General features: G+C 73.4%; 13 protein-coding genes. 7 read left to right on the forward strand and 6 right to left on the reverse strand.

Annotated elements, in window-relative coordinates:
- Nucleotides 1-36 precede the first annotated feature (36 nt).
- The 5 genes from ACFQBR_RS05265 to ACFQBR_RS05285 form a co-directional block, all read right to left on the reverse strand.
- Nucleotides 37-906, reverse strand: a complete 870-nt coding sequence (locus ACFQBR_RS05265; protein ID WP_344175836.1) for an alpha/beta fold hydrolase — start codon at nt 904-906, stop codon at nt 37-39.
- Nucleotides 903-1,379 carry a GbsR/MarR family transcriptional regulator gene (locus ACFQBR_RS05270; protein WP_267950018.1) on the reverse strand — a complete coding sequence of 159 codons (477 nt, stop codon included), beginning with the start codon at nt 1,377-1,379 and terminating at the stop codon, nt 903-905. Before ACFQBR_RS05270 ends, ACFQBR_RS05265 begins: the two co-directional genes overlap by 4 nt.
- A 158-nt stretch (nt 1,380-1,537) precedes the next feature.
- The gene (locus ACFQBR_RS05275; RefSeq protein WP_344175838.1) at nt 1,538-2,365 is read right to left on the reverse strand and encodes a lipase family protein; all 828 of its coding nucleotides are present in this window, start codon (nt 2,363-2,365) and stop codon (nt 1,538-1,540) included.
- Nucleotides 2,366-2,690: 325 nt separating this feature from the next.
- Nucleotides 2,691-3,704: an NAD(P)/FAD-dependent oxidoreductase gene (locus ACFQBR_RS05280; RefSeq protein WP_344175840.1), complete on the reverse strand. Its 1,014-nt coding sequence runs from the start codon at nt 3,702-3,704 to the stop codon at nt 2,691-2,693.
- 129 nt (nt 3,705-3,833) lie between these two features.
- Entirely contained in the window at nt 3,834-5,579 is a 1,746-nt protein-coding gene (locus ACFQBR_RS05285; RefSeq protein ID WP_344175842.1) for a serine/threonine-protein kinase, read from the reverse strand.
- Nucleotides 5,580-5,950: 371 nt separating this feature from the next.
- Here ACFQBR_RS05285 and ACFQBR_RS05290 point away from each other — a divergent pair, with 371 nt between their 5' ends.
- The 7 genes from ACFQBR_RS05290 (at nt 5,951) to ACFQBR_RS05320 (ending at nt 11,042) form a co-directional block, all read left to right on the forward strand.
- Nucleotides 5,951-6,454: a hypothetical protein gene (locus tag ACFQBR_RS05290; protein WP_378552221.1), complete on the forward strand. Its 504-nt coding sequence runs from the start codon at nt 5,951-5,953 to the stop codon at nt 6,452-6,454.
- Nucleotides 6,451-6,708 (forward strand): VanZ family protein, encoded by a 258-nt coding sequence (locus tag ACFQBR_RS05295; RefSeq protein ID WP_344175845.1) that lies wholly within the window; start codon nt 6,451-6,453, stop codon nt 6,706-6,708. Before ACFQBR_RS05290 ends, ACFQBR_RS05295 begins: the two co-directional genes overlap by 4 nt.
- Nucleotides 6,709-6,851: 143 nt before the next feature.
- Complete coding sequence (locus ACFQBR_RS05300) at nt 6,852-7,745, forward strand: metal ABC transporter substrate-binding protein (RefSeq protein ID WP_378552223.1); 894 nt, start codon at nt 6,852-6,854, stop codon at nt 7,743-7,745.
- 5 nt (nt 7,746-7,750) lie between these two features.
- The gene (locus tag ACFQBR_RS05305) at nt 7,751-8,524 is read left to right on the forward strand and encodes a metal ABC transporter ATP-binding protein (RefSeq protein WP_267950013.1); all 774 of its coding nucleotides are present in this window, start codon (nt 7,751-7,753) and stop codon (nt 8,522-8,524) included.
- Nucleotides 8,512-9,414: a metal ABC transporter permease gene (locus ACFQBR_RS05310; protein WP_267950012.1), complete on the forward strand. Its 903-nt coding sequence runs from the start codon at nt 8,512-8,514 to the stop codon at nt 9,412-9,414. The genes ACFQBR_RS05305 and ACFQBR_RS05310 overlap by 13 nt, the downstream gene beginning before the upstream one ends.
- 57 nt (nt 9,415-9,471) lie before the next feature.
- The gene (locus ACFQBR_RS05315) at nt 9,472-10,455 is read left to right on the forward strand and encodes an RNA polymerase subunit sigma-70 (RefSeq protein WP_267950011.1); all 984 of its coding nucleotides are present in this window, start codon (nt 9,472-9,474) and stop codon (nt 10,453-10,455) included.
- 143 nt (nt 10,456-10,598) lie between these two features.
- Nucleotides 10,599-11,042: a hypothetical protein gene (locus ACFQBR_RS05320; protein ID WP_344175853.1), complete on the forward strand. Its 444-nt coding sequence runs from the start codon at nt 10,599-10,601 to the stop codon at nt 11,040-11,042.
- A 106-nt stretch (nt 11,043-11,148) separates the two neighbouring features.
- On the opposite strand, the gene ACFQBR_RS05325 is transcribed toward ACFQBR_RS05320, so the two are convergent.
- Nucleotides 11,149-11,763: a TetR/AcrR family transcriptional regulator gene (locus ACFQBR_RS05325; RefSeq protein ID WP_344175855.1), complete on the reverse strand. Its 615-nt coding sequence runs from the start codon at nt 11,761-11,763 to the stop codon at nt 11,149-11,151.
- Nucleotides 11,764-11,858: the final 95 nt, after the last annotated feature.

Here is an 11,858-nt window from a genome sequence, read left to right on the forward strand (position 1 = left end):
GCCCCGGGCGTTCGCCCGGGGCCGCAAGCGGCGGGGTCAGGTTCCGGACTCGGCCAGGAACTCCCTGACCAGGGCGTTGACCCGGTCGGGTGACTGGCGGTTGAGCCAGTGCCCGTTGCCCTCCAGGAGTTCCAGACGGGCGCCGGGCACGCGGCGGGCCGCCTCGACGGTCCGCGCCGGGCGGACGCCGACGTCCTTGTCACCCTGGATGAACAGGGTGGGGCACGAGATCTCGCCCAGGCGCGGGCGCAGGTCCACCCTCATCCGCCAGGGGCCGATGGAGGCGTTCTGCCAGTCGGAGGACCCGACCCCGCTGACACGGATCTCCTCCATGACCTCGTCCACGACGGAGTCCAGGTCCGCGACCGGGCCGGCGAACAGGGCCCGCCGCACGAAGCGCTCCACCCCCTCCCGGGTGCGGAACATCCGCTCGGGCAGCGTGCGGTTGAGGAACCTGCTCCGCGCGGTGAGCCACAGCAGCTGGTGCACGCCGGGCGGGAAGGCGATGACCCCCGCGGGAGCCATGGCCACGAGCCTCTCGACCCGTTCGGGGTGGTCGATGGCGTAGGACAGGGCCAGCGCACCGCCCTGGGACAGGCCGACGAGCGCCGCCCGGTCCAGGCCGAACCGGTCCAGGACGTGGGTGACGACGTCTGTCAGTGCCGCGTGGTCGGCGAGGCCGTTCCACGGCCTGCTGTGTCCCTGCTTGGGCCAGTCGGGGGCGAACACCCGGTGCTCGGCCGCCAGGACGGGGAGGAGGTGGCGCCAGCTGAGCAGGGCGTTGTCCTGCCCGGCTCCGCTCAGCAGGACGACGGGGGAGCCGTGCTCGCCCGCGGTCACCACGCTCAGCCGCCCCTCGGGACGGTCGAGGGCGATGCGCTCGAAGGGGGTCGGGGTCCGGGTCATCGGTCGTGGTCCTCCTGTTCGTCCCGCCAGCGCCGGAGCACCGCGGGGAGTTCGGCCTCCAGGAAGCCGTAGAGCCGGTTGACGTTGGCCAGGCGCTCGCGCCGCTGCGGGGCGGAGCCCTCCAGGGCCCTGAGCCCCCGCTCGGTGACTTCACGGAACCCCGCGGCCTGGGCGTAGCGGCGCTCCAGCATCCGGCTCCAGCCGTCGGCGGCGATGCGGAGGTACTCCTGTCGCTCTCCGCGGCGGCGTACCCCCTCGACCAGTCCGCTGGGGGTGAGGAGCCGGGCCGCGGTGCTGATGGAGCTGCGGCTGACCTGGAGCGCCTCGGCGATCTGGGCGGCGCTCTGCTCTGGCGGGTCGCTGATCAGCAGCCATCCGATGACGCGGCCGGAGATCAGGGGCAGGCCCTCGCGGGCGAAGAAGCCCGCGACGTCGTCGACGAAGGCCAGTTCGTCCTCGGTGGGTTCGCTCATGGCCTCACGTTACAGTCATTGCAGTAGTTACTGCAATGACTGTAACGTGAGAGCGTGCGTCCCCCCGCCCCTGCCGCCCCGTGGGCCCGGCCCCGCGGCACGGCAGGGGCGGCTCCCGCCGGGGCCGTCGCGGTACGGGGGGACGGCCCCGGCGCGCCTCAGCGGCCGGCCGCCTCCAGGCACGCGATGTAGGCGTCGATGAAGTGGTCGGTGATCCCGTCGGCGTCGGGCCTGAAGGCGGCCGCGTCCAGGGCGTAGCCCCTGGCCCTGTCCGAGACCCTGCCGAGCAGCCCCGGCGCCTTGGCGTGCAGGCGACCGTCGGCGTCGAAGTAGCGCTCCTCGGCCACGTGTGTGTACAGCGGCCCCGGGGGCGCCTGGGCGACGACGTCGTTGTTGTTGACGAAGCGGTGGGTGCGCCCCCTGAGCGCCTCGTCGTAGGCCACGGCGAGTTCGCGGTCGCAGGTGCGGGGCTGTCCGAAGGTGTAGACCCCGTCCGCCGGCAGTGACGGGGGCTCGAAGTGCAGGCGTGCGGCGGCGAGCACGGCCAGCGCGCCGCCCAGGCTGTGGCCGGTGAACCACAGGGACTGCCCGGCGGTGCGGAACTCCTCGACGGCCCCGCGCAGTTCCGTGTACACGGCGTCCACGGCGGTGCTGAACCCCCAGTGCGCCCGGCCCCGCCGGGAGGAGTGCCGGACCAGGGGGGCCTTGCCGTCGGAGAGCCAGTCCATGATCTGGGTGGGTTCGGTCCCGCGGAAGGCCGTGACGACCATGTCGTCGCCGGCCATGGTGAAGCCCTGGGTGTGGTCCAGGGCGAAGGGGGGCGCGAAGTCGGCCTCGAAGAAGCGGAAGCGGTCGAACCCCCACTCGGCGGCCTGGCGCCGTGCGGTGTCCGGATCGGCGTAGGCGAGTTTGGCCGCGTGCGCCAGGCACAGGGCGTGCGGCACCCGGTAACCGGTGGTGGTGTGGTCGAAGACGACCGTCGTCATCGTGTGGGCTCCCTGGGGCGTGGCGGCGCGGGCGCGGCCACGACCGGGTCCGCGCCGCGCGGGGAGGGCGCCCTCGTCGGGCGCCCTCCCCGCGGTGGTCGGCGCTGCGTGCTGATCGTTTCCGCGCGGCACGCGTTCCCAACCTCCCGTGCGGAATGTCGCCCCCGGGAAGGGGGCGCACCGGGACCGGTCAGGAGAAAGCGCCCCGGCCGCGATGCGGTATCGGCCGCATCGAAACGGCCCCTGCGGTCGGGTCCGAGCCCGTCCCCGGGGTGCGGACGCCGCCGCTCCCCGTTCGCTCACGGCCCGTGGCCGCGCCCGTCCGTCACCTCGGGCCCGCACCCGCCTCGACCCCGGCCGAGAAGGGGTCCCGGGCCTCGACCGCGAGTCGGGTCTCCTCGGTCACGAGGTCCATGTTGATCTGGGCCCCCGCGCCCGCGCCCGCCGCGGCCGAGGATCCGACCTGGGCGGACGGATCGGTCACGTTGCCCGCCACCCACACCCCGGGCACGCTCGTGCGCCCCGTGGGCTCGGCGGGGACGTACGTGCCGACCCCCATCGGGTGCTCCTCGGTCCGCAGCCCCAGGTCCGCGAGGAAGCCGGCGCGCGCCACCATCCGGGAGGAGACCGCCACGGCCTCGCGGCCCACGACCATGCCGTCGGCCAGCCGCACCCCCGTGAGGCGGTCCTCCTCGACCTCCAGGGCGGCCACCTCTCCGTCGACCACACAGATCCCGCGGGCGGCGAACTGCTCCGACTGCTCATCGGTCAGCGGCTGCGCGGTGTGGGAGAAGTACGTGACGTCCGCGCTCCACTGGCGGAACAGCAGCGCCTGGTGCACCGACATCGGCCCGACCGCCAGCACGCCGATGGCACGGTCGCGGATCTCCCAGCCGTGGCAGTACGGGCAGTGGACCACGTCGCTGCCCCAGCGCTCCCGCAGACCGGGGATCCCGGGGAGCTCGTCCACCAGACCCGTGGTCACGAGCAGCCGGCGCGCCCGCACCGTCCGTCCGTCGGCGAGCGCCACCGCGAACCCGTCGCCCTCGCGGGCGACCGCGTCGACCCGGCCGGACACCACGTGGCCGCCGTAGCGGCGCACGTCCGCCCGTCCCCGCTCCAGCAGGTCGGCGGGCGCCGTCCCGTCCAGGGCCAGCAGCCCGTGCACCGCGTCGGCCGGGGCGTTGCGCGGCTCTCCCGCGTCGACCACCACCACCGACCGGCGCGCCCGCGCCAGCATCAGGGCGCCGCTCAGACCGGCCGCGCCGCCTCCGACGACGACCACGTCATAGCTGTTCTCCAACTGTTCGGCCACCATGACCACCTCCACGACCACCATGCGCGCACACCGGCCAGAACCACAAGTTCTGTTGCCGTTGTGGCAAAAAATGCGCGGGCGGTGTCCCGGTCCGGGGAAGGGTGGCGCCGGTCCGGCGCGCGGGCGGAGGACCGCCCGCCGGGGGAGGGGTCAGGAGGGCTCGAAGGAGTCCAGCGACTCGGCGCGCAGGTCGGCCTGGTCGTTCCACGAGGCCGCGGGGGTCACCCAGGCGACCGTGTAGTGCACGCCGGGCGCCACCGCGATGTTGCGGGACAGCAGGCGCCGCTCCTGGCCGTCGCCGTTCCAGGTGAACTCCCACTCGGCGACCGAGTGGAACCCGCTGCCGGCGGTGGCGTCCTCCAGCCGCACCCGCTCGTAGCCGGGCATGCGCCCCGACTCCTGGACGCCCTGCTCCAGCCCGGCGACGTGCTGGTACTCGTCGTCGGTGGGGTGCTCGGCCATGTCGACCTGGAGGTAGCTGCCGTCGTGGGGGGAGTCGTAGAAGACGCTGGTCCCCGCGGTCCTGCGGATCCACCCGTCGGGCACCCCGATGCCGAAGCCCTGGTCCTCCTCGGTCCAGGTCGTCCCGTTCCCGGTGACGGACTCCCCTCCGACCGCCTCCGGTTCGCCGTCCCCCTCCTGCTCGGAGGGCTCGCCGGTGGCGTCCGCCGCGCCATCGTCCGCCGCGGAGCCCTGCTCCTCGCCGGAGGCGGCCGCGGTGGGGTCGGGCTCCCCGCCCCACGGGTCGAGCGCGACCAGGAGGGAGGCCGCCGCGACCAGCGCGGACAGTCCCAGGGTGAGCACCACGAACGGCCAGGACAGCCGCCCTCCGCTCCGCGGCGCCCTGGCCATCGGGACCGTCGGCCCGGGAGGGGGCCCGTGCGGCGGCGCGACCGGACGCGTCGGCTGCGCCGGGGGCGGCGCGAACGCGGCCGGGGAAGCCTGCGGGGCGGTCCCGAACCCGGTCGGGAGCGGAGCCCTCGCGGGTGCGGGCAGCGGCCCGGAGGGCGCGGGGCCCGCCGAGGAGGAGGTGAGGGCGGGGGAGGCCGTGAAACCCGTGCCGACGACGGCGCCGACCGCCTCGGCGGACAGCAGTTCCCGGCACCGGTCGGCGTCGATCCGCCTGGCCGGGTCCTTCACGAGGAGCCCCCGCACGGCCTGTCCCAGCGGCCCCCGCCCCAGGACGTCCGGCGGCTCCACGGAGGTGACGGCGTGCAGCGTCGCGGGGATGCCCTCCCGCCGGAAGGGCGAGATCCCGGTGGCCGTGTGGTACAGGGTCGCGCCGAGCGACCACAGGTCGCTCGCGGGGCTGGCCGGGCCCGTGCCCAGGCGCTCGGGGGCCAGGTAGGCGGGGGAGCCGAGCACCCCGGCCGTCTGGGTGACCGAGGCGGTGTCGGCGATGGTGGCGATCCCGAAGTCGGTGAGCACCACCCGCCCGGAGTCGGTCACCATCACGTTCTCGGGCTTGACGTCGCGGTGGGTGATGCCCTGCCCGTGCGCCGTGGTCAGGGCGCTGAGCAGGTCCAGGCCCCATGCCGCGGCCTCCCGGTGGTCGCGGGGGCCGTCGTCGCGGACCAGGGCGTGCAGGGAGCGCCCGGTGAGGAACTCCATGACGATCCACGGCCGCCCGTCGTCCTCGACGATGTCGTGCACGGTGACGATGTTGGGGTGGCCGCCCATCGCCGCGGCCTGCGCCTCGCGCCTGGCCCGGGCAGCCGTGCGCCCGCGTTCGGTCTCGTCCTGCCCCGGAGCCAGAAAGATCTCCTTGACGGCCACGGCGCGGTTGAGCCGTATGTCGTGCGCGCGCCAGACCCGTCCCATACCGCCCCGGCCGATCTCGGCCAGCAGTCGGTAGCGTTCGCGCAGCGTGCGGTGCGGATCGGCGTCGGACCCCATCGGTCTCCCTCGTGGTACGGGGTCTGGCGACCTCGTGGACATCGGGGCGCGCGAGGGGCGCGGGACAGGGGCTTCCGCGCGTGCCGGGCGACCAGTCTAGTGAGACGGACCCGTACCGCCGAACCGAGCCGGGAGGCTCCGCGCCCCCGCCTCCGGCCTTCCGAAAAAATGTCGGTGCGAAGAGTTCCAGTTCACGCGCCCGCGGGGGAACCGAGAATGCGCATTCCCGCCCGCGAACCACTCCTCCTGTGAAACAGGGGCCCCGGTGGCGTGTAATCTCCTGAACGTTCTGCCCGGCTTCGCCGAAAAATCATAGGAGTGCCGTCCGAATGTGGAGAGTTCTGTTCTATGTCACGCCGCTGACGTTGTCCGTGGCGATTCTGCTGCTCTTCGCGCTCTCCCTCGTGCTAGCGGCCGCCGCGGCCCGTTCGCAGGGCGCGTTCCCCCGGCACACGCGAAAGTTACTGGCGGCGACGGCGTCCGTCTACGTGCTGGTCCTGGTGATGCCGTTCTCCGGCGGCTCCCCGGCCGACCCCGGCCGCTACGTCCACTGGAACCCCCTCGGCTTCGTGAACGAGCTCGCGATGAACGAAGCCGTGGAGGAGAGCTTCGGCCAGCAGCTCACCGACGGCACCGTCGCCCACTACAGCCCCGAGGAGCTCACCGACCAGGAGAAAGAGGAGCTGCGGGGGACGAACCCGGCCGACTTCTACGTCCACGGCGACCCCGATCGCGGTCTCTCCGTGGTCGACGGCGAGGGAAATGCGGTCACGCACGCCCAGGAGAACCTCGTCCTCACGGAACTCTCCGAGGGAATTGAGGCGGCGGGCGAGCCCGTGCAGTCCGCGGCCCTGATCCTGGAGGAAAGGCCATGAACGCGCTCCTTTTCGTCCCTCTGGGAATCCTGGCCTTCTTCGCCTTCTCCCCGTGGTGGGCCCGCCTGTTGTTCGGACCGGCCCTTTCCGTGTCCGTCGAAACGCTTCAGTGGGCCGCGGGGGCGGGCCGGGCCGCCGACACCGGGGACGTCCTCGCCAATTCCGCGGGGTTCCTCGTCGGCGCCGGAATGGCCGCGGTATCGGCGGTGCTCCTCTCGCGACTTCCCCAGGAATCGAGAAGTCCGGCGGGATGAGCCGACCGGGTTCCCGGGCCCCGCCGCCGTGCCCGTCACCGGCGACCGGGCCCCGGGACCGTGGCTCAGTTCGGCAGTGTTGTGATAAAAAGTTAGGTGTGCCGAACTCTAGAGGTTGGTCCCCTTCAACATACTGGTCGAGGGTGATCCCCGCCGCCGGGCTGGCCCTCGCCCTGCCCCTCACCGCCTGCTCCGCCGAGGCCGGCCAGACGCGGGACGACACACGGCCCCTGGTCCTGACCACGTTCACGGTCCTGGCCGACATGGTCGGGAACGTCGCGGGCGACCGGGTCGAGGTCGCCTCCCTCACCCGTCCCGGGGCCGAGATCCACGGCTACGAGCCCACCCCCGACGACCTCGTCCGGGGCCAGGACGCCGACCTGATCATGGAGAACGGCCTTGGGCTGGAGGCCTGGTTCCAGCAGTTCACCGAGCGGGTGGAGGCGCCCACCGCCCTGCTCAGCGAGGGCATCGAGACCATCCCCATCTCCTCGGGGGAGTACGAGGGCGAACCCAACCCCCACGCCTGGATGTCACCCGACAACGCCCTGGTCTACGTGGACAACATCCGTGACGCCCTCACCGAGCTGGACCCCGAGGGCGAGGCCGCCTACGCCGAGGCCGCGGAGTCCTACAAGGCGGAGATCTCCGAGGTCGGCGACTACCTGGACACCGAGCTCGCCGAGGTCCCGGAGGACGCCCGCGCCCTGGTGACCTGCGAGGGCGCCTTCTCCTACCTCGCCCGCGACGCGGGGCTGAGCGAGCGCTACCTGTGGCCGGTCAACGCCGAGACCGAGGGCACCCCCCAGCAGATCGCCTCCGTGACCGGCTTCGTCCGCGACAACGGCGTGCCCACCGTGTTCTGCGAGAGCACCGTCAACGACGGCACCCAGCGGTCCGTGGCCCGCGAGACCGGCGCCGAGATGGGCGGCACCCTCTACGTGGACTCCCTGTCGGAGGCCGACGGCCCCGTCCCCACCTACCTCGACCTGATCCGGCACGACGCCGAGACGATCGTCGCCGGGCTGAGGGGGTGAGCGCCGTGTCCGCCTCCACCACGTCCTCCCCGGCGGTCCCCGCCATCGAGGTCTCCGGCGCCACCGTGCGCTACGGCGACGTCCTCGCCCTGGACGACGTCTCCCTGGAGGTCGCCCCGGGCCGCGTCTGCGGACTGCTCGGCACCAACGGCTCGGGCAAGTCCACCCTGTTCAAGACGGTCCTCGGGCTGGTCCCCGCCGACCACGGCCGTGTACGCGTCCTCGGCCGTACCAGCGCCGACGCGCGCAGGGCCGGAGCGGTGGGCTACGTGCCCCAGTCCGAACAGGTCGACTGGGCCTTCCCGGTGCGCGTACGCGACGTGGTGATGATGGGCCGCTACGGGCACATGGGGCGCCGCCGCCGGGCCCGGGCCGCCGACCGCGAGGCTGTCGAGCACGCCCTGGAACGCACCCACCTGTCCGACCTCGCCGACCGCCAGATCGGGGCCCTCTCCGGCGGCCAGCGCAAACGCGCCTTCGTCGCCCGCGCCATCGCCCAGGGCGCCGCCGTGCTGCTCCTCGACGAGCCCTTCGCGGGGGTCGACAAGCGCTCGGAGGCCACCATCGTCGAACTGCTCCGCGCGCTGCGCGGGGAGGGGCACACCCTGCTGGTCTCCACCCACGACCTCGCCCAGGTGCCCGTGCTGTGCGACGAGGCGGTCCTGCTCCAGCGCCGCGTCATCGCCCACGGCGCACCGGCCGAGGTCCTGCGCCCGGAGGTCCTCATGGAGGCCTTCGGCATCCACTCCGACGAGGAGGGCCCCGTATGGACGCGCTGATCACCGGCCTCACCGAGTGGTTCACGGTCCCCCTGCAGTTCGAGTTCGTCCGGCGCGCCCTGCTGGTAAGCGTGGTCGCCGGGGTCGTCTGCGCGGTCCTGTCCTGCTGGATGACGCTCGTGGGGTGGTCGCTGATGGGCGACGCCGTCTCCCACGCCGTCCTTCCCGGGGTGGTGCTGTCCTTCATGTTCGGCCTGCCCTTCGCGGTGGGCGCCCTGGTGTTCGGCGCCGGGTCCGTCGCCCTGATCGGGGTGGTCAACCGCACCTCCCGGGTCAAGGAGGACGCCGTCATCGGCGTCGTGTTCACCGCCATGTTCGCCCTGGGGCTGGTGCTCGTCTCACGGGTGCCCAGCCAGACCGACCTCGGCCACATCCTGTTCGGCAACGTGCTCGGGGTTTCCGACACCGACATCTGGCAGGTGCTGGTCCTGGCCGCCGTGGTCCTGGCCGTGGTCTGGTACAAGCACCGCGACCTCACCCTGTACGCCTTCGACCCCGTCCACGCGCACGCCCTGGGCATCAACCCGCGCCTGCTGGAGACCCTGCTGCTGGGCCTGCTCTCGGTCACCGTCGTCGTGGCGCTGCAAGCGGTCGGGATCATCCTGGTGGTGGCCATGGTGATCATCCCCGGGGCCACCGCCTACCTGCTCACCGACCGGTTCGAGCGCATGCTGCTCATCTCGGCGTCGATCGCGGTGGCGGCGGCGGTGGCCGGTGTGTTCACCAGCTTCCACCTCAACGTGTCCACCGGCGGATCGATCGTCCTCGCCCAGGCGGCGGCGTTCACCCTGGCCTACCTCCTCTCGCCCCGGCAGGGCGTGCTCCGGCGCGGGCTCTCCGCCCGCCGCCGCCGGGCCCGCGGCCGCTCCTCCGTCACCGCCGCCCCCTAGGATTCGGTGGGCGCCGGCGGCGGGCCGGAAGCGCCGGGCGAGGGGTGGTCGGGACGCATGGCCGGGAACAGCGTGGTGGACGACGAGGCCGCCTTCTCCGCACTGGCCGAACGCCACCGGCACGAACTCCGCGTGCACTGCTACCGGATGCTCGGCTCCTTCACCGAGGCCGAGGACATGGTGCAGGAGACACTGCTCAAGGCCTGGAGCCGCCGCTCCACCTTCGAGGGGCGCTCCACGTTCCGGGCGTGGCTGTACAAGATCGCCACCAACACCTGCCTGGACGCCCTCGACCGGCGCCGCACCCGGGACAGGCCCGTGGCGGAGGGCACGGGGGCCTCACCCTTCTCCGAGGTCCCCTGGCTCCAGCCGTACCCGGACGAGCTCCTGGACCGGGCCGCGCCGCCCGAGGGGGAGCCGGAGGCGGCGGCCATCGCCCGCGAGACCGTCGAACTGGCCTTCCTCGCCGCCATCCAGCACCTGCCGCCCCGCCAGCGGGCCGTCCTCATCCTGCGCGACGTCCTCGGCCGGCCCGCCGAGGAGACCGCGAGCACCCTGGAGGTGTCGGTCCCGGCGGTCAAGAGCGCCCTGCAGCGCGCCCGGGCGACCCTGCGCGCGGTCCTTCCCCGGCACAGGACGGACTGGGGTCCGGTCACGGCCCCCAGCGAGGAGGAGCGCGCCGTCCTGCGCCGCTACGTGGAGGCCTCCCGGGACGCCGACCCGGACGGGCTCGCCGCCCTGCTGCGCGAGGACGCGCGCCAGACGATGCCCCCCGCGTCGCTGGTCTACGAGGGCCGCGAGGCCATCCTGGACCTGTGGCGCCCGGTACTCTCCGGGAACCGGGCCTGGGGTGAGTGGATCGCGGTGCCCGTGTCCGCCAACCGCAGCCCCGCCGCCGCCAACTACGTGCGCATGCCGGGGGAGGCGGTCCATGCCGCCGTCAACCTCGACGTGCTGCGGATCGAGGGCGGCCTCGTCGCGGAGATCACCACGTTCGGCCCCGAGACCCTGCCCGCGTTCGGGCTCCCGCCCACCCTCTGACCCGGGGGAGCGCGCTCCGGCGCGGCCGCGTGCGGAAAATTCGCCCGGGCGCCGATTCCTTCTCCCTCCCGGTCCGGTCGTACGGGTGGGGCAGACGCGGCGGCACCGTGCCGCCGCGCGCCCGACACGGAAGAGGACACGACATGAGCGCGTACGAGCAGGACCCCGCCGGCCCCGACGCCGCCCTGACCGCACTGGACCGCCTCGTGGGCGTCTGGAGGGTGACCGGCGGGGCCGAGGGCACCGTCGTCTACCGCTGGATGGAGGGGCGGTACTTCCTCCTCCAGGACGTCGACCTCGTCCAGGACGGCAAGAGGGTCGTCGGCCTGGAGGTCATCGGGAGGGAGCGGGCCTTCGGGGCCGAGCGGCCCGGCGAGGACATCCGGTCGCGCTTCTACGACAGCCTGGGCAACACCTTCGACTACGTCTACGAACTGGCCGGGGACACCCTCACCATCTGGGCGGGGGAGAAGGGGTCGCCCGCCCGCTACACGGGCGTCTTCAGCGCCGACGGGACCACCGTGACCGGCCCGTGGACCTACCCGGGCGGCGGCGGCTACGACTCCACGATGGTCCGCGCCGGCTGAGCCGCGGAACGGGCCGGGACCGGACGGGGCGGGAGTGCTGCGCCGAGGAGCTCCCCCTCCCGGCCCGGTGACACGGGGGAGGGCGCAGGCCGGCGCCCCGGAGCGGTCAGCCGGGGAGGACGCGTTCGACGAGTTCCTGCCAGCTGTCGGCGAGGGGGTCCTCGGCGTCCGGCTCCGGGGTCCGGGCGATCTCCTCCCTCGACAGGTACAGCATGAGCGGGCCCTCCAGCGCGCTGGTGAGCTGGAGGGCGAGGCCGTCCAGGTGGCGGCGGGGGACGTCCGTCCGGCCGAGCAGCATCCGGAAATGGGGCAGGGTCATGCTGACCTCGCCCATCGGTGCGGGCCGGTTGCGGTCCAGCGCGGCCCTGACGAGGGCGTGGTGGACGAACAGGTAGGCGATGCGGGCGCGCCCGTAGGCGATCAGGCGCTGCTTGGGCGCGGCGCCCGGTCCCAGCGGCGGCGGCCCCGAGAGGACCTGTTCCTGGAACCGCCCCTCGCTGTCGTCCAGGAGGGCGTTGAAGATGCCGGCGCGGCTGCCGAAGCGGCGGAAGACGGTGCCCTTGCCCACACCGGCGCGTTCGGCGAGGGCGTCCATGGTGACCTTCTCCGCGCCGTGCTCGGCGAGCATCGCCCGGGCCGCTTCCAGCAGGATCAGGCGGTTGCGCGCCGCGTCCGCGCGTTCGGGACGCGGTTTTCCGAAGGGCACGAGAGGGGCGTTCACAGGAAGGAAACTACACCACGTTCGCTAAGCGGGGTAAAGTCCGCTTATGCTGTGGCCACGATCCGCACCGCGCGGATCCCTGCCGCCCTTCTGCA

The sequence above is a fragment of the Nocardiopsis tropica genome, assembly GCF_042660575.1.
GTDB lineage: Bacteria > Actinomycetota > Actinomycetes > Streptosporangiales > Streptosporangiaceae > Nocardiopsis > Nocardiopsis tropica.